The following is a 20,357-nucleotide window of genomic DNA, read 5'->3' as shown; positions in this document are numbered from 1 at the left end:
AGCTATACTCAAGAGGTTAATTTATGTTCAACCCTAGGAGGCGCCATGCTGGGTCTTGATGCACTGGAACTCGCCAGAATACAGTTCGCCTTCACCGTGTCTTTCCATATCATCTTCCCCGCCATCACCATCGGTTTAGCCAGCTATCTGGCGGTGCTGGAAGGGTTATGGTTGAAAACGCACAATGAAGCCTACCGTGAGCTTTACCATTTCTGGTCAAAGATTTTCGCCGTTAACTTCGGCATGGGCGTGGTGTCCGGGCTGGTGATGGCCTATCAGTTCGGCACCAACTGGAGCTTCTTCTCCGAGTTTGCCGGCAGCATTACCGGGCCGCTGCTGACTTATGAAGTGCTGACCGCCTTCTTCCTCGAAGCCGGTTTCCTCGGCGTGATGTTGTTCGGCTGGAACCGCGTCGGCCCAGGGCTGCACTTCTTCGCCACCTGCATGGTCGCGCTCGGCACACTGATCTCCACCTTCTGGATCCTGGCCTCCAACAGCTGGATGCAGACGCCGCAGGGGCATGAAATCATCAATGGCCAGGTGGTGCCGGTCGACTGGCTGAAGGTGATCTTCAACCCGTCCTTTCCGTACCGCCTGTTGCACATGTCCACCGCCGCCTTCCTCTCCTCGGCGTTCTTCGTCGGCGCCTCTGCCGCCTGGCATCTGCTGCGCGGCCGCGATACCCCGGCGATGCGCAAAATGCTGTCGATGGCGATGTGGATGGCGCTGATCGTCGCGCCGGTGCAGGCGATGATCGGCGATGCGCACGGCCTGAATACGCTGAAACATCAGCCGGCGAAGATCGCCGCCATCGAAGGCCACTGGGAAAACCCGCCGGGCGAAGCCACGCCGCTGATCCTGGTCGGTTGGCCGGACATGCAGCGTGAAGAGACCCGCTTCAAGCTGGAGGTGCCCTACCTCGGCAGCCTGATCCTGACGCACAGCCTGACCGAGCAGGTGCCGGCTCTCAAATCGTTCCCGCCGGAGGACCGCCCCAACTCCACCGTGGTGTTCTGGTCGTTCCGCATCATGGTCGGGCTGGGCATGCTGATGATTCTGGCCGGGGTGTGGAGCCTGTGGCTGCGCTGGCGCGGCGGGCTGTATCAGTCGCGCCCGTTCCTGTACTTCATTCTGTGGATGGGTCCATCCGGACTGCTGGCGCTGCTGGCGGGCTGGTTCACCACCGAGATAGGCCGCCAGCCGTGGGTGGTGTATGGCCTGCTGCGCACCAAGGATGCGGTCTCCGCGCACGGCGATCTGCACATGAGCATCAGCCTGCTGGCGTTCATTATCGTCTACTGCTCGGTGTTCGGCGTGGGGTATTCCTACATGATGCGCCTGATCCGCAAAGGGCCGCAGCCGCATGAACACCAAGAAGACAATACCGAGGGCCGCCCGGCGCGTCCGCTGTCCGCGGTCAACGACACTCTGGACGACAGGAGCTGAACATGGGTATCGATCTTCCGCTGATTTGGTTTGTCATCATCGTGTTCAGCACCATGATGTACGTGGTGATGGACGGTTTCGACCTGGGCATCGGCATTCTGTTTCCGTGGGTGAAAGAGAGCGGCGACCGCGATCTGATGATGAACACCGTCGCCCCGGTGTGGGACGGCAATGAGACCTGGCTGGTGCTGGGCGGCGCGGCGCTGTTCGGCGCCTTCCCGCTGGCCTATTCGGTGATCCTCGACGCGCTGGCGATCCCGCTGACGCTGATGCTGATCGGGCTGATTTTCCGCGGCGTAGCCTTCGAGTTTCGCTTCAAGGCGACGCCGGAGAAGCGCCATATCTGGGACAAGGCGTTTATCTGGGGCTCACTGTTCGCCACCTTCAGCCAGGGTGTGGTGGTGGGCGCCGTGATCAACGGCTTCCCGGTCGAAGGCCGCACCTACGCCGGCGGCGCGCTGGACTGGCTGACGCCGTTCGCGCTGTTCTGCGGGCTGGGGCTGGTGGTGACCTACGCCCTGCTCGGTTGCACCTGGCTGGTGATGAAAACCGCCGGTGATCTGCAGGCGCGCATGTATCACCTGGCGACGCCGCTGCTGGCGATCCTGTTGCTGGTACTGGCTGCGGTCAGTGTCTGGACGCCGATCGCCCATCCGGAAATCGCCGCCCGCTGGTTTACGCTGCCGAACCTGTTCTGGCTGCTGCCGGTGCCGCTGCTGGTGCTGCTCAGCGCCTGGGGCATTCACCGCGGGGTGAAACGCGGCGCGCACTACTCGCCGTTCATGCTGACGCTGCTGCTGGTGTTCCTCGGCCTGAGCGGGCTTGGCATCAGCATCTGGCCGCACCTGATCCCGCCGGCCATCAGCCTGTGGGACGCCGCCGCGCCGCCGCAGAGCCTCGGTTTTATGCTGGTGGGCGCGCTGTTCATCATCCCGATCATTCTGGTCTACACCTTCTGGAGCTACTACGTGTTCCGCGGCAAGATCAGCCATGAACACGGCTATCACTGAGGAGGGAGGACGCTATGCAAGATAAAACGGCGGCAACCGCTCCGGCGCCCTGGTGGAAACGCATCGGTTGGCTGGTGATCATCTGGAGCGCCAGCGTGCTGGGGCTGTTCGTGGTCGCCTCGCTGTTCCGCCTGCTGATGACCGCGGCGGGCATGAAGTCGCATTGACGCGGCGCCTTATCTGGACGCGCTGTTGGGAAAGTAAAAAGAGACCACCAGCGTGACCAGCGGCAAGGCGCCGATCTTGACCAGTTCGAACACTTGACCGAGCGCTTCGTTTTTGTCCCAATAGGCGTGGGCGGCGAATACGCCCACGCTGACGGCGAATATCCCGCACAGTACCTGGCGCGCCAGGCGCAGCCGCTCCATTTCGTCGAAGACCAAGACCTGCTCCAGATAAACCTGGCTGGCCTCATCGCGCAGATTACGGCTTTCGATGTTCATGGGAAGATCTCCACGACCCGCCCCACCGCTTCAAGCTGTTCACCATTCTCCCGTACAATGCCAAGAGAAGTGCCATCCTGTTTCATCCAGTACTTATCGGCAATGGCGATCAGTGCAAACGCCATTTTAATTACCTCGGTTTTTTCCATCCCGTGACGCCGGGCAATATCGTTCAGATCATCATCAATTTTATTCGATAACCGAATCGGCAAGCTGCGCATACTCCACCTCCTGTGGTCGTTGATTCACCGAGGGAAAGTCTACTGGAACGCCAAATATCGTTCAATTAGTGAACTGCGTAACGCCTCGCACAATCCGCATGCAACGCTATTGCGGCTTACGCCCCATCGCGCTGAGGAAACGTTGCTGCAGGCGCAGCAGCTCCTCCAGTTCCAGCAGGCGGTAGTCGATGCCGAAACGCGGCGCCACCTCGCCGATGATGCGGCTCAGCGCCGGGTAATGGCGGTGGCTCCAGTGCGGAAACAGATGATGCGTCAAATGCAGGTTCGCCCCGCCGAGCCAGTATCCCAGCCAGCGCGGCCGGGTCAGCCAGTCGAAGGTGGTGGCGAACACGTGGTGATACCAGCCGTGCGGCATCGCGCCCTGCGCCGGCGCCTGATAAAAGTTGGCCTTGGCCCAGTGGGTGCCGATGATCAACATCACGAACAGCAAGGAAGAAAGCATCTGGCTCAGCAAGTAGACCAGCAGAATTTGCCCGATGCCGATAGCCGGCGGCAGCAGCCAGCACGGGATCGCCAGCGCCAGCAGCAGGTGCGCCGCCTTACCCGCCAGAAACGCGCACCAGCCGCGCGCGCCCTGCTGCGCCATGCGCGCCGCCACGCGGGTGCGGCCCGCCCTGTCCAGCCAATCGAACAGCCAGATGTAGTACGGGAACGTCAGCGCCGCCACCAGCGGCCAATAATAACGCTGCGCGCGCATAAAGGGCCGCCAGCGCTGGAACGGCGTTTGCCGCAGCACGCCATTGGCGTCGATGTCGGGATCGTAATGTTCGATGTTGTTATGGGCATGATGGAACAGCACGTGCCGCACGCGCCAGCAGTCGGGATCCAGCCCCAGCGGCACGCTCACCAGGGCATTCAGCCCGCGGTTGGCCCAGGGCCGACGGAAAAACGCGTTGTGCGAGGCGTCGTGCACCACGTTCACCGTCAGGAACATGCCGATAAAGATAAAACCGAAATAGCAGGCGAAAAATGCCCAGCCGTTCTGCTGTTGCAGGCCCAGCCCGTAACACAGGCCACACAGCGCCAGCAGCAGCGCCACCTTCGCCAACATGCCGCCGTCGGCGAAACGGTGATCGCCGTTGGCCGCCAGATAGTGCTGGGCGGCCTGCATCAGCGCGCGGTGCAACCCGCTGTCGTCGCGCCGATAGGCTAACGGACGCAGCGGTTTCACGGCTGCCCCATCCGGCGCAAAAAGCGCTGTTGTTGCGCCAGCAATTCACGATAGCCGATGCAGCGATACGCCATGCCGTGCCGCTGCGCCACCTCCGCCAGCGCCGCGGCCAACGCCGGGTAGTGGCGGTGATTCCAGCCGGGGAACAGGTGATGCGTCAGGTGATAGTTCAGCCCGCCGGTCAGGTGCTCCAGCCAGTGCGGCTCGGGTTGCCAGTCGCAGGCGGTGGCGAAATTGTGCCGGTACCAGCCTTGCGGCATGCTGTCACCCGTCGGCGCCGGGTAAAACTCGGCCTGCGCCCAGTGGGTGCCCAGCAGCAGGAACACCACCAGCAGCGAGGCGCACATCTGGCCGACCGCATAGGCCAGCAACACCCAGCCCCAACCGATGCCGTGCTGGTGGCCCACGATCAGCGGCACCACCAGCACCAGCGCCACATGAAGCAACTTGCTCAGCACGAACAACGCCCAACCGCCGCGTCCCGCCAGCACGCGTTTTTCCCGCAGCGGCGTTTTATCGAGCCGATCGGACCAATCGAAAATCCACGCGATGTAAGGCAAAGAGAGCGCGGCGATCAGCGGCCAGTACAGATGCTGATAGCGCATATGCGGTCGCCAGCGCTGGAACGGCGTCTGGCGGAAAAAGCCATTCTCTTCGGTGTCCAGATCGTAGTGTTCGACGTTGGCGTAGACGTGGTGGTAATCCACGTGCCGCGTGCGCCAATAGTCCGGATCGACGCCCAGCGGCAGCGTCACCAGTCGCCCCACCAGGCGATTCGCCCAGGGCGCGCGCAAGAAGGCGTTATGCGAAGCATCGTGGTTGACGTTGACGTTGAGCAGCATGCCCATGGCCACGAACAGGAAATAGCAGAGGAAAAACGCCCAGGGCTGATGCTGCAGCAGGCTCAGCGCGTAAAACCCGGCACACAGCGCCAGCAACAGCGCAGCCTTGGCCAATCGCGCGGCATCGGCATAGCGATGATCGCCCGCCAGGCAGGCGTGCGCCGCGCGCTTGAGATCGCGGTGGAATGCCTGTTCGCCATCGGCGGGAAAACGCAGCGGCGGCAATGTTTCAGCCATGCGGTTCCTCCACGGCGGCCGGTGCGGCCCCCCGTCCCCAGCCCAGCGCGACGCACAGGGCATGCAACGCCACGGCGGCCATGGCGATATGCCAATAACGCTGCGGCCAGCCGAGGTAGCCGATAAACAGCAGCGGCATGCCCAACGCGACCAGCAACCAGACGGCGCTCGCCCAAGATCGCCCTTCCGTCATGCCGCCCAGCGCCACCGAGCCCAACGCCAGCAGCACCAGCAGCGCCATTTGCGGCCAGCTGATGTCGCCGTAGCCGTAACCGTATTGGTAGACGTAACCGACCACCAGCGAGAACAGCAGCATGGCGCCGCTGAATACGCTGAGCGCCGAACGGCGGTCGCGTAGCCGGCCCGGCGCCGGGCGCCATGCCATACGGAAATAGCGCAGGAACGGCAGATTGCTCGCCCAGAACGGGTTGGCGGATGGCCTGTCGCCGCTGACGCCGTAGCTGAACGGCGTGGTCGGCAATGCCGGGCAGAAGGTGCCGAACAGCTTGTCCCAGAAGATAAAGCTGCCGCCGAAATTCTTATTGGAATACGCCATGTCCTTGACGTGATGCACTCGGTGATGCGCCGGCGTGACCAGGACTTTCTCCAGCACGCCAAGCTTCGGCGTCAGCGCGTTGTGATTGAACAGCTGAATGCTGTAGTGAAAAATCGAGACCGCAACGAACACCGGCAATGGCACGCCCGCCAGCGCCAGCAGCAAAAAGAACGGGATCGACGTCAGTGACGAATACCAGGAGTTGCGCACCCCCAGCGACAGATTGAAATGCTCGCCCTGATGGTGCACCACATGCACCGCCCACAGCAGGCGGAAACGATGATGCAGACGGTGCAGCCAGTAGAAACCGAAGTCCCACGCCAGCAAAGCAAACAGCCACATCAACAGCGGCGGCCAGGCGTCCAGCAGCCCCAGGCTGAAATGCGCGGCCACGTAGCCGTAGCAGGTGATCTCCAGCCCGCGGAACAGCCACAGCATGATATGGCCGGAGTTCAGGTTGAACACCAGATCGTGCCAGTTGACCGGCTCGCGACGCCCCCACTGCAGCGCCACCGCCTCGGCCACCACGATGAACAGCATGAACACTATCGGCAATGCCAGATCGCTCATCCCACTTCTCCTTTAACCGCGCGCCGGCGCAGGGTGTTCATGCGCAGGGCCAGCCAGCCGGCGAACAGCGCCAGCAGCGCACCGCCGGCCAAATCGACAAACAAATGCCGGCGCAGTTGCAGAATCGAGAACGCGATCGCCACGCCCCACAGCATCCACAGCGCCGTGCGCACTTTGCGCTCGCCGTCGCTCAGCGCCCACACCGCCAGCACCGTCAGCGCCATATGCAGCGAAGGCAGGCAGTTCTGCGGCGAGTCCACCTGGGTTAACGCCGCCAGCAGTTGCGCGCTGATCCCGACGCCATCGTTCGGCGGATAAGCCATGGTGGTCGGCCACAGCAGATAAACCGCCCCGGCGCCCAGCGCGGTGAGCTGCATCGCCCGCGTCAGCCATGTGACCCGCTGCAGCGGCGCCAGCAGATAGCCCGCCGGAACGATGAGGAAGAAAGAGAGATAGAGCCAGATGGCCGTGGGGCTGAACGGGATCGCCCGGTCAAGCGCCGACGGCGGCAGCAAGGTTCCCGCTCCCTGCAAGCGATCGGTCAGGCTATACACCACCCCGACCGTGCCCCAGCCGAGCAACATGTGCCCTAGTCTGAACAGCGTATTCTTCATGTTTCCTCCGCCTGGCGAACGATGCGCCGCCGCTTGCGATCGAACTGCGGCAGTACCGTCTGCGCCGTCAGCCGCCATTCGAGGCGCTCAGTGGCGATGCCCTGGCGAGCGAACAGCGCGATCAGCTGCGCCTGACAATGCGCCAACGCCGCCGGGCTGCAATCGGCAATCAATTCCAACCGCCGTTCGCCGCGCTGGATCAGGCGGTAATCGCTGGTCAGCGGCAGCGCATTGGCGATCGTTCGGCTGCAGGCATCGGCGAACACCGCCTGCGGTTGCCGCTGCGCATCGGGCAGCATCAGCTGATCGTCGCGCCGCCCCTCGATACGGGCGATCGCCCGCGTCGGTTGCCCGCACGGGCAGGGTTCCTTGCGCAGCACCAGTACATCGTCCAGCCGATAACGCACGATCGGCTGCGTGCTGCGGGTAAAGTCGGTGATCAACGGCGTAAAACGCCGTTCGTCGATCCACTGCGGTTCGATATGCAAAAACTCTTCGTTCAGATGCAGCGTACCGTGCGCGCAGGTCGCGGCAAGAAATCCTTCGGTGGCCTGATACACTTCGCCGACCGCCGGAAATACCTGCAGCAGCAGGCGGCGGTCCTGCTCTTCCAACACCTCGGCCACCGAGATCGCTTTTTTGACCGGCAATTTCACCTGCCCGGCCAGCACCGCCAGCGCCAAGGCGCGCAGCACCTGCGCCGGGGCCACGATGATGCTGGGCGCCTGCCGTTCCAATGCGGGCAAATGCTCGCTGAACGGCGCAAGCAGATCGTAAAACGCCAGGCTCAGCCAACGGTTGTTCACGCTGTGATAGAGATTATTGTCCGCCCGCAGAAACAGCGCAACGCGCTCGCCGGCCAACAGCCCGTCCGGCAGCATCTTCGCCAGCATGCCGCCGGCCCACACCTGCTGCTCGCGCGGGCTAACGACAAACACGCCGCGCTGCCCGGAGGTGCCGGACGATAATCCGACGCTGTAGCGCCCGATCTTCGGCGTGAAATCGCGATCCGCCTCGCTGCGCTGCGCGCAGGCCAGCACCGCATCGCGCTGCAGCCCGGCGGTGTTCATCCGGTCGAACTGCGCCATCATCAGCGCCTTGTCCATCTGCGGCCATTCGGCGAACGGCCGGCGGCTGAAACGCTGAAAATAGGGGCTCTTGCTCAGCACCCGGCGGGCAAAGCTCTCAAGCTGCCGGGCCTGATGCGCCTCCAGCGCCGCACGATCGCCAAAGCGCAGGCGCCGGGCGCGGAAATAGTGCCAAAGGGTCATGAAAGGGATCACAGATCCCCCTCGTGGCACAGCAAAATGTTGACCTGCCCGCCCGCCCACAGCTGGTTGAGCCGCTCCAGCGTGCGGGTGTACGCCGCCGCATCGTCCATCACCAGATTGGCCAGGCGCGAAGGCCCGCGCAGCGTCTGGTAACTCTGCGGCGACCAGGCCGCGTCGCTGGCCAGCAGCGTCCAGCCGGCATCGGTGAGAATAAAGGCGCCGATATGGCCGGCCGCATGCCCCGGCAGCGGCACCAACACGATCTGCCCTTCGCTGCCCGGCAGCGCGTAACCGCGATCGAACGGCGCCAGCAGCGCGGGCAACGCCACCGAGGGAAAAGCCTCCATAAACTGCAGGCGGCTCTCGAAATCCGCCGGGATCAGGCCGGGAATAAAGGCGCGCTTCAGCGCCGCGAAACCGCGCAATCCACGGGTTTGCCGCCAGCCTTCGCCGGAGCAAATAAAGTCGAGTTGGCTGAAATCCTGCAGCCCGGCGATGTGGTCCGCGTGAAAATGCGAGACGATCAGCGCCTGAATATCGCCCTCGGCGTAACCGGCTTCGCGCAGTTGATGCGCCAGCGACTCGGCGGGATCGAAATAGACCGGCGTCATGCGGCGATAAAGGCTGAACACCCCCGACTGCGTTTGCTGCTGAAAATAACGCGCGTAGCCGGTATCCCACAGCCAGCGGCGCTCCCCCACCTCCAGCAGATAGGCGCGCGCCGGGAATTTGCATACCCGGAACCCGGCGCCGCGCAGCGCCATGCAGCCGATATGCGTGCAATAGCCCACTTCAAAAACGGTGACCTTAGCCATGCTGTCCGCCTCCTTGCCGCCGCAGCCACTCGCCGGTCAGACGAATGCCCTCTTCCATCGAATAACGTGGCCGATAGCCCAACTCTTCGATCGCACGAGTCTGGTTCAGCGTCATGTCAAAATGCACCGCCGCCACGCTGTAGCGCGTCAGCAGCGGTTCCTTGCCGCTCAACGTCGCCCACAGCTCCATGCCGCCGGCCAGCGTATGCAGCAGCGGATAGGGCACGGCCTGCAGCCGGTAACTCAGCCCCAGCTCCTGACGCAGCAGCGCATCCAGCATCTCCGCCAGCCGCTGCGGTTGGTGGTTGGTGATGTTGTACACGGCGCCGGACGGCAATCCGCGCTGCCGACTGGCCAGATCCATCGCGTGCACCACGTTGGGGGCAAAGGTCAGATCCAGCAGCGCTTGTCCGCCGCCGGGCAATCGCAATACGCCGCGATCGCGTTCAAGCTGCTGCAACAGCCGCGGCACGATCACCCGATCGTGTGGGCCAAACAGGCCGCGTGGCCGCAGCATAATGTAGGTGGTTTGCGGATAGATCTTCGCCTGCGCCAACAGGCGTTGTTCGGCGGCGTGCTTGCTGGCGGCATAGTGATTGGCGAAGCGCCGGGCGCGGTAACCCTCGTCAAGATCGTAATGCGGCTGAAAATCGAAGTAGATTGCCGGCGTGGAGATATGCACGAAGCGCCGCACGCCGCTGCGCCCCGCCGCCTCCGCCAGCTTCTCCGTCGCCGCGGCGTTGATGCGGTGAAACTCCGCTTTGCCACCCCAGGGGGAAGACTTGGCCGCGCAGTGCCACACCCACTCGCAGTCGGTCACCAACTGCCGGCACTGCTGCGGCGTCGCCTGCGCCAGATCGAGCGCACAAAACTCGGCGCCCAGCTGACGCAACGCTTCGCCGGCCCGTTCATCGCGGCCGGTGGCGCGCACCTGATGTCCGGCTTCCAGCAGCCACTGCGCCGCGTTGCGCCCCAGCCCGCTGGTCGCCCCGGTGACCAGCACCCTCATGGCAGCAACACCATGCCGGCCAACGCCAGCCCCGCGGCGGTGCCGATCAGCATCACCGGCTGGCCGGGGTTGAAGCGCCCGGTGGTCACGGCGGCATGCAGCGCCGTCGGGATGGACGCCGCCACCTGGTTGCCGTGGTGGCGGTAGATATCTACCAGCGCCTCGCTCGAAACGTGCAGCCGCTTGCGCATGTGTTCGAGCGACAAATGGCTGGCCTGGTGTGGCACCACGGTGGCGATCTGCGCCAGGGTCAAGCCGCTGGCGCTCAGCAGCCGATCGAGGTAGCCCTCAATCAGCGCCGACGCCTGACGGAACAGCGGCTTGCCCTGCATATGAAACAGGAAGTCTTGCTCGCACATGCCGGCGCGCGGGTTGCGGCGCGTGCCGCCGGCGCGGATCTCGCAAAGTTCGCTGCCGCCGGGGTAGGTTTCCACCAGGCTGGCGAGGATGCCGCTGGCGCCGTCGCCGCGCTCTACGATAGCGCAGGCGGCGCCGTCGCCGAAGATCAGCGACGACTCTTCATGCTGCCAGTCGATGCCGCGTGAAGCGAGATCCGCTGAGACGATGGCAATACGCCGATACGTTCCGGCGTTCAGCAGCCCCGCCGCCACCTGCAGCGCAGAGATAAAGCTGACGCAGCTGCTGTTGATGTCGAAGCCTGGCGTGCCCGCCGCCAGCCCCGCCACCTTGAGAATATGCGCGGCGGTGCACGGCAATGCCTGCACCGAAATCGCCGAGGCGGAGATCAGCAGATCGATCGAGTCTGCCGGAATGGCGCGGCGAGCCAGCGCATCTTGCAGCGCAGCGGCGGCGAGCTCGGCCTGGCTGGCGTCGTCGGCGGCGTGATAGCGGTAAACGATGCCCGAGCGTTTTTCAACGTAACCGGCCGGTTTCCCCAGGCGAGCGTCGAGCGTAGAGGAGGCCACACGGTTGGGCGGCAATGCGGCCCCGGTGGCGATGATTTTCAGAGGCAACAGCTCGGGTGAGCGACATTGTGTGGTCATTATTGTTATTGATTAACCTGACTATCCATAAAGCGATTCTCCCGCACGGCACGAAGGCCACGCGGATCATCCCCGGTTTTTATGTCCCAAAATGCCTTTCATCAAGGCGGTATCTCTTGTTATCGACTACCACGGGCCGACGTCCGTCGGCGGAAGCATAAGCGTAACATAACTGAGATAGTGAGTTTACGACAAGGCGGCGAGAATGGGCAGACGGCGGGGGAATTATCGGAATAGCGCCGCCGCTGGCGATCGGCGGCGGCGGGGTCAGGCTCAGCGGCGGTTGCGCACCAGCTGATAACGGCGGGTCAGGTACTCTACCGGCGCGCTCCAGATATGCACCAGGCGGCAGAACGGGAACAGCACGAACAGCGTCATCCCCAGCACCATGTGCAGTTTGAAGATCAGCGCCACCCCTGCCAGGTGCGCAGAGGCGCCGGCGTGGAAGGTCACTACCGCCTGCGCCCAGGCCACCAGCTTCATCATTTCGCTGCCGTCCATATGCTGGGCGGAGAACGGAATGGTCAGCAGCCCCAGACACACCTGCACCACCAACAACGTCAGGATCATGATGTCGGCGAAGCTGCTGGTGACGCGTACCCGCGGGTTGGTCAACCGGCGCTTCAGCAACAGCGCGCCGCCGATCAGCGTCATCAGGCCGCAGGCGCCGCCGGCGATCATCGCCAGCTTCTGCTTCACGTCGATCGGCAGGAAGGCCTCATACATCCAGTGCGGCGTCAGCATGCCGAGGAAGTGGCCCGCGAAGATGCCGATAATGCCGATGTGGAACAGGTTGGACGCCAGCCTCATGCCCTTTTTATCCAGCATCTGGCTGGAGCCGGCGCGCCAGCTGTACTGCCCGTAGTCGTAACGCAGCCAGCTGCCGATCAGGAACACCGCGCCGGCCAGATAAGGGTAGATATCGAAGAAGAACTGATTCAAAAATTGCATGATTAGCGTCCTTTGGTTCCGGTTAACGCATCCGTCAGGTCCAGATACTGTGGCGCCACCGCGCCGGCGAAGCGGCGCTGGTGCGCCGTCTGCTGGGCGGAGGCGCAGCCTTGTTCGCCGAGAAACTTGATCTGCTCCTCTTCCCACACCGCATCCAGCGCCTGCGGCGTATCGTCGCGCGCCTCTTGCGCCACCTGCGTCTCCAGCGCCTGGGCCTGCACCTCGCTGCCGGACAGCGCCAGCAGCAGATCAAACAGCACCGCGTACGGGCTTTCGCGCTGCTGCAAACGCGCGCCCAGCAGCGCCAGGATCGGCGCGATGTCCCGCAGCCCTTCCCGCGCCTGCGCCGCGCTGCGGCTGGCCAAATACTCCAGGTACAGCGGCAGGAAGTCCGGCAGCTCACGGCTGTCGATCTCCAGCCCGGCGGCGTGGTACTGCGCCATCAGGTCAACCATCGCCTGGCCGCGATCGCGCGACTCGCCGTGCACATGCTCAAACAGCAGCAGCGAGGTGGCGCGGCCGCGATCGAACAGTTCGCAATAGTCAGCCTGCGCGTCCAGCAACGGGCGCGCGCACAGGCGGCGGATAAACAGAATCAGCTGCGCGCTGTGGTGCAGATCCAGCTCGCTGGCCGGCTCCAGCGCTTCGATCAGCGCCTGCTGATGGTCAAACAGCGCCTGCTCCGGGTAATCCAGCAGGCGGGCGATCACTTTCAGGCTGATCATGAGGCATCCTCCGGCCGCGCGGTTTTCGCGGTCACGTCGATGGCATCGATACGGCGGCTGTTGAACAGATTGAACTTGCCATCGCTGCCGTGGCAGCCGTCGCCGAAGCTGAAGCCGCACCCCTTGCTTTCCGGGAAGGCTTCGCGCGCCAGCTCACGGTGGCTCGACGGCACCACGAAGCGATCTTCATAGTTGGCGATCGCCAGGTAGCGATACATCTCCTGCGCCTGCGCTTCACTCAGACCGACCTGCTCCAGCGCGCTGGTGTCCACCACGCCGTCGACGGTTTCCGCCCGCTTGTAGTGGCGCATCGCCAGCATGCGTTTCAGCGCCAGCAGCACCGGCTCGGTATCGCCGGCGGTCAATAGGTTCGCCAGATACTGCACCGGGATGCGCAGGCTCTCGACGTCCGGCAATACGCCGCTGTGCGCCAGCTCGCCGGCGTCGGCGGCCGATTGAATCGGTGACAACGGCGGCACGTACCACACCATCGGCAACGTGCGGTATTCCGGGTGCAGCGGCAGCGCCAGCTTCCAGTCCATCGCCATTTTGTACACCGGCGACTGCTGAGCGGCTTCAATGACGCCCTGCGGCACGCCGTCCGCCAGCGCCTGAGCAATCACCTTCGGATCATGCGGATCGAGGAAAATATCGAGCTGACTCTGGTACAGATCCTTGTCGTTCTCCACCGCCGCCGCCTGCTCGATGCGATCGGCGTCGTACAGCAGCACGCCGAGATAGCGGATGCGGCCCACGCAGGTCTCCGAACAAACCGTCGGCTGGCCGGCTTCGATACGCGGGTAACAGAAGATGCACTTCTCGGACTTGCCGCTTTTCCAGTTGAAATAGATTTTCTTGTACGGGCAGCCAGTCAGGCACATGCGCCAGCCGCGGCACTTGTCCTGGTCGATCAGCACGATGCCGTCTTCGCCGCGCTTGTAGATCGCCCCGCTCGGGCAGGTGGCGACGCAGGCCGGGTTGAGGCAGTGTTCGCACAGGCGCGGCAGATACATCATGAAGGTGTTTTCGAACTGGCCGTACATCGCCTTCTGCAGGTTGTCGAAGTTCTTGTCCTGCGAACGTTTTTCGAACTCCCCGCCGAGGATCTCTTCCCAGTTCGGGCCGCTTTCGATCTTGTTCATGCGCTGCCCGGTGATCAGCGAGCGCGGGCGCGCCACCGGCTGGTGCTTGCCCTGTTTGGCGGTGTGCAGATGCTGGTAGTCGTAATCGAACGGCTCGTAGTAGTCGTCCAGCGCCGGCACGTCCGGGTTGGCGAAGATTTTCGACAATACGCCGACGCGGCTGCCCATGCGCGGCTCCAGCTTGCCGTTGATTTTACGGATCCAGCCGCCCTTCCATTTTTCCTGATCTTCCCAGGCGTGCGGATACCCGACGCCGGGCTTGCTTTCCACGTTATTGAACCAGGCGTACTCCATACCCTCGCGGCTGGTCCAGACGTTTTTGCAGGTGACCGAACAGGTGTGGCAACCGATGCACTTGTCCAGATTCAGCACCATGCCGACTTGCGAACGAATTTTCATTTGCTGTTCTCCTGCTGACTGCCCTGCGCGTAGTCGTTGCCTTCGTCGTCCAACCAATCAATGCGGTTCATCTTGCGCACCACCACGAACTCGTCGCGGTTGGAACCGACGGTGCCGTAGTAGTTGAAGCCGTAGGCCAACTGCGCATAGCCGCCGATCATGTGGGTCGGCTTCGGACAGGCGCGGGTCACCGAGTTGTGGATGCCGCCGCGTTGGCAAGTGATCTCCGAGCCCGGCAGATTCACAATGCGCTCCTGTGCGTGGTACATCATGGTCATGCCGGCCGGGATACGCTGGCTCACCACCGCGCGCGCCGTCAGCGCGCCGTTGGCGTTGAAGGCCTCGATCCAGTCGTTGTCCGCAATGCCCAGATCTTTGGCGTCGTCTTCGCTCAGCCAGACGATCGGGCCGCCGCGCGACAGCGTCAGCATCAGCAGGTTGTCGCTGTAGGTGGAGTGAATGCCCCACTTCTGGTGCGGCGTCAGGAAGTTCAGCGCCTTCTCCTTGTTGCCGTTCGGCTTGCTGTTCAGCAGCGGCTGCGCGGCGCGGGTGTCGATCGGCGGCCGGTATACCAGCAGGCTTTCACCGAAGGCACGCATCCACTCATGGTCCTGATACAGCTGTTGACGGCCGCTGAGGGTGCGCCACGGGATCAGCTCGTGCACGTTGGTGTAGCAGGCGTTATAGGAAACGTGTTCGTCCTCCAGACCGGACCAGGTCGGGCTGGAGATGATTTTGCGCGGCTGCGCCTGAATGTCGCGGAAGCGAATTTTCTCGTCTTCCTTGTTCAGCGCCAGATGCCGGTGATCGCGGCCGGTGACGTTGCTCAGGGCTTCCCAGGCTTTCACCGCCACCTGGCCGTTGGTTTCCGGCGCCAGCGACAGGATCACTTCCGCCGCGTCTATCGCGCTCTCGATCTTCGGCCGCCCCGCCGCCGGGCCGTCGGCCTTGACGTAGTTAAGCTGCTTGAGGAAGTCGACCTCGGTTTGGGTGTTCCAACTGATGCCCTTGCCGCCGTTGCCCAGTTTGTCCAGCAGCGGCCCCAGTGAGGTAAAGCGCTCGTAGGTGGCCGGGTAATCACGCTCCACCGCGATGATGTGCGGCGCGGTTTTACCGGGGATCAGATCGCATTCGCCCTTCCTCCAGTCCTGTACGCCGTAAGGCTGCGCCAGCTCGGCGGCGGAGTCGTGCTGGATAGGCAGGGTCACCACGTCGGTTTCCTGGCCCAGATGGCCGACGCACACCTCGGAGAAGGCCTTGGCGATGCCCTTGTAGATTTCCCAGTCGCTCTTCGAGTCCCAGGCCGGATCGACCGCCGCCGACAGCGGATGAATGAACGGGTGCATGTCGGAGGTGTTCATGTCGTCTTTTTCGTACCAGGTGGCGGTCGGCAGCACCACGTCGGAGTACAGGCAGGTGCTCGACATGCGGAAATCGAGCGTCACCACCAGATCCAGCTTGCCTTCGCCGCCCTGCTCGCGCCATTCCACTTCCTGCGGCATCACGCCGCCCTGCTGGCCGAGATCTTTCCCCTGGATGCCATTTTCGGTGCCCAACAGGTATTTGAGCATGTACTCATGGCCCTTGCCGGAGGAGCCCAGCAGGTTGGATCGCCAGACGAACAGGTTACGCGGGAAGTTCTGCGGATTGTCCGGCTGCTCGGCGGCGAAGCCCAGCGAGCCGTTCTTCAGGCTGTCGACGGTAAATTCGACCGGCGATTGGCCGGCCGCGCGTGCCTGCTCCGCCAGGCGCAGCGGGTTAGCGCCCAGCTGCGGCGCAGACGGCAGCCAGCCCATTCGTTCGGCGCGCACGTTAAAGTCGATCAGGCTGCCGCCGAAGCGCGACTTGTCCGCCAGCGGCGACAGCAGCTCGTCGGTGCCGACGGTTTCATAGCGCCATTGACTGGAATGGTTGTAGAAGAACGAGGTGCTGTTCATGTGGCGCGGCGGGCGCTGCCAGTCGAGGCCGAACGCCAGCGGCAGCCAGCCGGTTTGCGGCCGCAGTTTTTCCTGGCCGACGTAGTGCGCCCAGCCGCCGCCGCTCTGGCCGACGCAACCGCAGAAGATCAGCATATTGATCAGGCCGCGGTAGGTCATGTCCATGTGATACCAGTGGTTGACGCCGGCGCCGACGATGATCATCGAACGGCCGTGGGTCTTCTCGGCGTTTTCCGCGAACTCGCGGGCAATGCGGATGATGTTGTGGCGCGATACGCCGGTGATCTGCTCGGCCCAGGCCGGGCTGTAAGCCTTGACCTCGTCATAGTCGGCGGCGCAGTTGGCGTCGCCCAACCCGCGCTCCAGGCCGTAATTGGCCAGCGTCAGATCGTACACGCTGGTCACCAGCGCTTCGCTGCCGTCCGCCAGCCGCAGGCGTTTCACCGGCAGCTTGTGCAGCAGGATCTCGTCCAGCGCCACGCTGTTGAAATGCTCGCTGTCGGCGCCGCCGAAGTACGGGAAACCCACCTCGGCGACGTCGTCATGCATGCCCAACAGGCTGAGCTGCAACTCGACTTCCTGTTGCGCCTTGCCTTCACGCTGTTCCAGGTTCCACTTGCCCTTCTCGCCCCAGCGGAAACCGATGGAGCCCTGCGGCGCCACCAGATCGCCGCTGCGGCTGTCGATAGCGACGGTTTTCCACTCGGGGTTGTTTTCCTGGCCCAATCCGTCCACCAGATCGGCGGCGCGCAGCAGGCGGCCGGCGGCGTAGTGGCCGCCTTCACGCGGCTCCAGCAGCACCAGCATCGGCATGTCGGTATAACGGCGCACATAGTCGCGGAAGTAGCCGACTTCGCGATCGAGATGGAACTCTTTCAGCATCACGTGACCCATCGCCAGCGCCATCGCGCTGTCGGTGCCCTGCTTCGGATTCAGCCAGTGGTCGCACAGCTTGGCGACTTCGGCATAGTCCGGCGTCACCGCCACGGTTTTGGTGCCCTTGTAACGCACTTCGGTAAAGAAGTGGGCGTCCGGGGTGCGCGTCTGCGGCACGTTGGAGCCCCAGGCGATAATGTAAGAGGAGTTGTACCAGTCGGCGGATTCCGGCACGTCGGTCTGCTCGCCCCAGGTCATCGGCGAGGCCGGCGGAAGATCGCAATACCAGTCGTAGAAGCTCAGGCAGGCACCGCCGATCAGCGACAGGTAGCGGGCGCCGGCGGCGTAGGACACCATCGACATCGCCGGGATCGGCGAGAAGCCGATAATGCGGTCAGGGCCGAAGGTTTTGGCGGTATAGACGTTGGCGGCGGCGATCAGTTCATTGACCTCTTGCCAGCTGGAGCGGACGAAACCGCCGCGGCCGCGCGCCACCTTGTAACTTTTGGCTTTTTCCGCATCGCCGACGATAGAGCCCCAGGCCGCGACCGGATCGCTGTGCTGCGCTTTCGCTTCGCGCCACAGTTTGAGCAGACGCTTGCGCATCAGCGGGTATTTCAGCCGGTTAGCGCTGTACAGGTACCAGGAGTAACTGGCGCCGCGCGGGCAGCCGCGCGGTTCATGGTTGGGCAGATCGGGACGGGTGCGCGGATAGTCGGTTTGCTGGGTTTCCCAGGTCACCAGACCATTCTTCACGTAGATTTTCCAACTGCAGGAACCGGTGCAGTTCACGCCGTGGGTGGAACGCACCACTTTGTCGTGCTGCCAACGGCTGCGGTAGCCGTCTTCCCAGTCGCGGTTAGTGTTCAAGGTCTGGCCGTGCTCGCCAGAAAAAGGCTCCGCCAACTGCTTGAAATAGCGGAAACGGTCTAAAAATTTGCTCATCCGGAATGCTCCTGAAGGCTCTTGTCGTTATAAGAAGACATGCTCAATCTGCCGCCAGCCTACTGACGGCCAACCGGCGGCAAATTGATTGCGATCAAGAGAAAGCGGGAGGCGACGCGCGCGTCGGGGGTGAAATACCACCAAAGTATAGGTGCGATAAATTAGGTTAATTAATTGAATTAAAATGAATAAAGGAGAATATCAAGATGAAGGCGGACAGCTGGGAGGCAAGGCGGGGTATTTGGGGGTAGGACGCGGGAGAAACCTCCCGCGTGATGCTGACTCGTCGCTTTCAGCGTTGAAGCCACAGCGTCGCGGTACCCACGGCGGGCAACGTCAGCTTGACCTCCGTGCCCTCTCCCTGCTGCCGCCAACCCGCCGGAAGGCGCAAGCGGGTGCTTCCCTCTCGATAGTAAGGATTGGCTACCAACAGCAAGGCGCGATCGCCCAGAATAAACATCCGCGCCGGCATTTGCGGGTCGCTTCCCGCCAGCGGCGTCGATTTTCCCGTCAGCAGATAAGGGGTGAAGGCGGCGATTTGCTGCGACACGGCAGCCACGCCACGCCAGGTGGCGTCAAACTCCCGTTGGTCGAAGCGGCCGGTTTTACGCTTATAAAACAGATCGGTATAAGAATAAAACAACAGCCCCTTGGCGCCGCCGATCAGCGCCTGCCAGGCCTGATTGCGAATTTCCGCCTCTGACGGCGGATGTGGCTTGCGGCTGGCGTCATAAGCGGCGTGATCCATGATTTGCATCACCACCCAGGCTCCGCGTGCCTGGCGGGCGGCCTGCACCGTCAGTTCGGTATAACGCGTCGTGCGCGTCAGATCGCGATCGTTCCCCACAGGGTAAGGGTCGGTCGCCAAAATGTCGCTGCTGTTAAAGTAGGCGTCCAACTCCCCGGTTTTGTTCAACACCTGGAAGGTGGGATGATCGCCGTCAAGCCGCTTTATTTGCAGGTTTTTTTCCTCGATCTTATCGAGATATTCCGGCCCCAGTTCATCGTTGATGTACCAGGCGAGCAGGTTGGGCTGAGAGCGCAAGCGCTGCACGTACCAGGCCGTCATCGCCGCGTAGTCGCCACCGCGCGCGGCCGGCGCGAAGCGGCTGCCGCGGTACTGATCTTTGACGGAGTAAATGACCAGCAGCCCGCGCTTGCCTGCGTTGCGGAAAAAGGCGTAAGGATCTTTCTTTTCCCCATAATCATAATTCAGCACCGTGTTGAATCCCGCCGAGGCGATGCGCGCCAAATGCTCATCGGTAGCCACGTTGGCGTAAATGCCCAACGGGAAAAGCCGTTGACCATCGCGCAGGGTAAAGCCTTCGCTGTCGATCGCGACTTTGGCCGCAGGCTGCCCGACGCGAAAAGACAGCTCGCTGCCCTGTGCCGGCTGGGATTGCTGACCGGTGACCTGCTGACGCAGGCGGTATTCCCCCTGTGCCAGGCCGGCCGGCGGTTGGTATTCGATACGGCGCTGCCCTTCAACCTGATAACGGTCGCGGCTACGGTGAACAACCTGCCCCTCGGCATTGAGCAATTCGCTGTCGACCTGCAAATGCTGCGGCTGCGCAGTGACGACCAACGTGTCGACCTTTCCCTGCGCCGACGCGCCGAGCTGATACAACGCCGGCATAGACGCGCGAGCACACGCATAGGCGTCGTCAAACCAGGCGGTACCGGTGCTCCCCTTACGCAGATAAACGCCAAAAGTGATTCGCGCCGCCTGCGGCGGCACGGTATAGCTGGCGTTCACCTGCCGCCAGCCGCTGTCGCCGGTCACCCCAGCCGGATAACTGCCTTCCAGAAAGCGCCCCTGCGCATCAAAGCTCTGCAGATAAACCCCAGCCCCGCCGTCGCGGCTTTGCCCGCGCACGCCGCGGGTCTTGAGCCAGACGCCGAAATCTATCGTCTGTCCGGGCTCAACCTGCAGCGCCTGGTTGAAGGTACGGTATCGCGCTATATCTGCATTGTCATAACGCAGACTCCCCCTGCCACTGTGCGTATCGCCGTCGGCCTGCGCGCCCTGCGCTCGCCAGCCGCTGAGCCCCTGCTCAAAGCCGGGGTTGGTCAACAGATTGGGTTGGCAGTTCTGCGCCAGAGCCGCTGCGCCCCACAAGGCGCAACAGCCCAGAGCCGCCCGCTGATACAT

At 63.2% G+C, this 20,357-nt stretch carries 18 protein-coding genes; 3 read left to right on the top strand and 15 right to left on the bottom strand.

Annotated elements, in window-relative coordinates; translation table 11 throughout:
- Window positions 1-45 precede the first annotated feature (45 nt).
- The 3 genes from ACTJJ6_RS08045 to ACTJJ6_RS08035 are packed head-to-tail and all read left to right on the top strand — an operon-like array spanning window position 46 to window position 2,623.
- On the top strand, window positions 46-1,446 hold the full coding sequence (locus ACTJJ6_RS08045; RefSeq protein WP_016927376.1) for a cytochrome ubiquinol oxidase subunit I: 1,401 nt from the start codon (window positions 46-48) through the stop codon (window positions 1,444-1,446).
- A 2-nt stretch (window positions 1,447-1,448) separates the two neighbouring features.
- The gene (gene cydB / locus ACTJJ6_RS08040; RefSeq protein WP_016927375.1) at window positions 1,449-2,456 is read left to right on the top strand and encodes a cytochrome d ubiquinol oxidase subunit II; all 1,008 of its coding nucleotides are present in this window, start codon (window positions 1,449-1,451) and stop codon (window positions 2,454-2,456) included.
- A 14-nt stretch (window positions 2,457-2,470) separates the two neighbouring features.
- Entirely contained in the window at window positions 2,471-2,623 is a 153-nt protein-coding gene (locus ACTJJ6_RS08035) for a DUF2474 domain-containing protein (protein ID WP_016927374.1), read from the top strand.
- A 9-nt stretch (window positions 2,624-2,632) separates the two neighbouring features.
- Here the strand turns inward: ACTJJ6_RS08035 and ACTJJ6_RS08030 are convergent, their stop codons facing one another.
- From ACTJJ6_RS08030 to ACTJJ6_RS07960, 15 genes are all read right to left on the bottom strand, one after another.
- A complete protein-coding gene (locus ACTJJ6_RS08030; RefSeq protein WP_033650914.1) occupies window positions 2,633-2,899 on the bottom strand; it encodes a hypothetical protein in 267 nt (88 codons plus the stop codon).
- A complete protein-coding gene (locus tag ACTJJ6_RS08025; RefSeq protein WP_016927372.1) occupies window positions 2,896-3,120 on the bottom strand; it encodes a hypothetical protein in 225 nt (74 codons plus the stop codon). The genes ACTJJ6_RS08030 and ACTJJ6_RS08025 overlap by 4 nt, the downstream gene beginning before the upstream one ends.
- 106 nt (window positions 3,121-3,226) lie before the next feature.
- Window positions 3,227-4,312, bottom strand: a complete 1,086-nt coding sequence (locus ACTJJ6_RS08020) for an acyl-CoA desaturase (protein ID WP_049299155.1) — start codon at window positions 4,310-4,312, stop codon at window positions 3,227-3,229.
- The gene (locus ACTJJ6_RS08015; RefSeq protein WP_016927370.1) at window positions 4,309-5,391 is read right to left on the bottom strand and encodes a fatty acid desaturase family protein; all 1,083 of its coding nucleotides are present in this window, start codon (window positions 5,389-5,391) and stop codon (window positions 4,309-4,311) included. The genes ACTJJ6_RS08020 and ACTJJ6_RS08015 overlap by 4 nt, the downstream gene beginning before the upstream one ends.
- A complete protein-coding gene (locus ACTJJ6_RS08010) occupies window positions 5,384-6,517 on the bottom strand; it encodes a sterol desaturase family protein (protein WP_016927369.1) in 1,134 nt (377 codons plus the stop codon). Before ACTJJ6_RS08010 ends, ACTJJ6_RS08015 begins: the two co-directional genes overlap by 8 nt.
- Complete coding sequence (locus ACTJJ6_RS08005) at window positions 6,514-7,131, bottom strand: phosphatase PAP2 family protein (RefSeq protein WP_110147094.1); 618 nt, start codon at window positions 7,129-7,131, stop codon at window positions 6,514-6,516. Before ACTJJ6_RS08005 ends, ACTJJ6_RS08010 begins: the two co-directional genes overlap by 4 nt.
- Complete coding sequence (locus tag ACTJJ6_RS08000) at window positions 7,128-8,414, bottom strand: F390 synthetase-related protein (protein ID WP_033640061.1); 1,287 nt, start codon at window positions 8,412-8,414, stop codon at window positions 7,128-7,130. The genes ACTJJ6_RS08005 and ACTJJ6_RS08000 overlap by 4 nt, the downstream gene beginning before the upstream one ends.
- Window positions 8,411-9,217, bottom strand: a complete 807-nt coding sequence (locus tag ACTJJ6_RS07995; protein WP_440803220.1) for an MBL fold metallo-hydrolase — start codon at window positions 9,215-9,217, stop codon at window positions 8,411-8,413. The genes ACTJJ6_RS08000 and ACTJJ6_RS07995 overlap by 4 nt, the downstream gene beginning before the upstream one ends.
- Window positions 9,210-10,226, bottom strand: coding sequence for an NAD-dependent epimerase/dehydratase family protein (locus tag ACTJJ6_RS07990; protein ID WP_440803222.1), 1,017 nt, complete (start codon window positions 10,224-10,226; stop codon window positions 9,210-9,212). Before ACTJJ6_RS07990 ends, ACTJJ6_RS07995 begins: the two co-directional genes overlap by 8 nt.
- Complete coding sequence (locus ACTJJ6_RS07985) at window positions 10,223-11,230, bottom strand: 3-oxoacyl-[acyl-carrier-protein] synthase III C-terminal domain-containing protein (RefSeq protein WP_016927364.1); 1,008 nt, start codon at window positions 11,228-11,230, stop codon at window positions 10,223-10,225. Before ACTJJ6_RS07985 ends, ACTJJ6_RS07990 begins: the two co-directional genes overlap by 4 nt.
- A 273-nt stretch (window positions 11,231-11,503) precedes the next feature.
- A complete protein-coding gene (gene narI, locus ACTJJ6_RS07980; RefSeq protein WP_440803224.1) occupies window positions 11,504-12,181 on the bottom strand; it encodes a respiratory nitrate reductase subunit gamma in 678 nt (225 codons plus the stop codon).
- A gap of 2 nt (window positions 12,182-12,183) precedes the next feature.
- Complete coding sequence (gene narJ / locus ACTJJ6_RS07975) at window positions 12,184-12,906, bottom strand: nitrate reductase molybdenum cofactor assembly chaperone (protein ID WP_049299151.1); 723 nt, start codon at window positions 12,904-12,906, stop codon at window positions 12,184-12,186.
- The gene (gene narH, locus ACTJJ6_RS07970) at window positions 12,903-14,447 is read right to left on the bottom strand and encodes a nitrate reductase subunit beta (protein ID WP_016927361.1); all 1,545 of its coding nucleotides are present in this window, start codon (window positions 14,445-14,447) and stop codon (window positions 12,903-12,905) included. The genes narJ and narH overlap by 4 nt, the downstream gene beginning before the upstream one ends.
- A complete protein-coding gene (locus ACTJJ6_RS07965; RefSeq protein WP_197834836.1) occupies window positions 14,444-18,205 on the bottom strand; it encodes a nitrate reductase subunit alpha in 3,762 nt (1,253 codons plus the stop codon). The genes narH and ACTJJ6_RS07965 overlap by 4 nt, the downstream gene beginning before the upstream one ends.
- Before the next feature lie 292 nt (window positions 18,206-18,497).
- Window positions 18,498-20,357, bottom strand: coding sequence for a carbohydrate-binding protein CenC (locus ACTJJ6_RS07960; RefSeq protein ID WP_053090353.1), 1,860 nt, complete (start codon window positions 20,355-20,357; stop codon window positions 18,498-18,500).

Source organism: Serratia sp. 22278 (assembly GCF_052045405.1).
In the GTDB taxonomy this organism is placed as follows: Bacteria; Pseudomonadota; Gammaproteobacteria; order Enterobacterales; family Enterobacteriaceae; genus Serratia; species Serratia marcescens.
The sequence above is the reverse complement of the archived record's forward strand: the minus strand, read 5'-3'. Positions and strand labels throughout refer to the sequence as shown.

Excerpts from the sequence above, each read along its gene's own strand:
- ACTJJ6_RS08045 (WP_016927376.1), top strand. The coding sequence starts at position 46 with ATGCTGGGTCTTGATGCACTGGAACTCGCCAGAATACAGTTCGCCTTC.
- cydB (WP_016927375.1), top strand. The coding sequence starts at position 1,449 with ATGGGTATCGATCTTCCGCTGATTTGGTTTGTCATCATCGTGTTCAGC.
- ACTJJ6_RS08035 (WP_016927374.1), top strand. The coding sequence starts at position 2,471 with ATGCAAGATAAAACGGCGGCAACCGCTCCGGCGCCCTGGTGGAAACGC.
- ACTJJ6_RS08030 (WP_033650914.1), bottom strand. The coding sequence starts at position 2,899 with ATGAACATCGAAAGCCGTAATCTGCGCGATGAGGCCAGCCAGGTTTAT.
- ACTJJ6_RS08025 (WP_016927372.1), bottom strand. The coding sequence starts at position 3,120 with ATGCGCAGCTTGCCGATTCGGTTATCGAATAAAATTGATGATGATCTG.
- ACTJJ6_RS08015 (WP_016927370.1), bottom strand. The coding sequence starts at position 5,391 with ATGGCTGAAACATTGCCGCCGCTGCGTTTTCCCGCCGATGGCGAACAG.
- ACTJJ6_RS08010 (WP_016927369.1), bottom strand. The coding sequence starts at position 6,517 with ATGAGCGATCTGGCATTGCCGATAGTGTTCATGCTGTTCATCGTGGTG.
- ACTJJ6_RS08005 (WP_110147094.1), bottom strand. The coding sequence starts at position 7,131 with ATGAAGAATACGCTGTTCAGACTAGGGCACATGTTGCTCGGCTGGGGC.
- ACTJJ6_RS07995 (WP_440803220.1), bottom strand. The coding sequence starts at position 9,217 with ATGGCTAAGGTCACCGTTTTTGAAGTGGGCTATTGCACGCATATCGGC.
- ACTJJ6_RS07990 (WP_440803222.1), bottom strand. The coding sequence starts at position 10,226 with ATGAGGGTGCTGGTCACCGGGGCGACCAGCGGGCTGGGGCGCAACGCG.
- ACTJJ6_RS07985 (WP_016927364.1), bottom strand. The coding sequence starts at position 11,230 with ATGACCACACAATGTCGCTCACCCGAGCTGTTGCCTCTGAAAATCATC.
- narI (WP_440803224.1), bottom strand. The coding sequence starts at position 12,181 with ATGCAATTTTTGAATCAGTTCTTCTTCGATATCTACCCTTATCTGGCC.
- narJ (WP_049299151.1), bottom strand. The coding sequence starts at position 12,906 with ATGATCAGCCTGAAAGTGATCGCCCGCCTGCTGGATTACCCGGAGCAG.
- narH (WP_016927361.1), bottom strand. The coding sequence starts at position 14,447 with ATGAAAATTCGTTCGCAAGTCGGCATGGTGCTGAATCTGGACAAGTGC.
- ACTJJ6_RS07965 (WP_197834836.1), bottom strand. The coding sequence starts at position 18,205 with ATGAGCAAATTTTTAGACCGTTTCCGCTATTTCAAGCAGTTGGCGGAG.
- ACTJJ6_RS07960 (WP_053090353.1), bottom strand. The coding sequence starts at position 20,357 with ATGTATCAGCGGGCGGCTCTGGGCTGTTGCGCCTTGTGGGGCGCAGCG.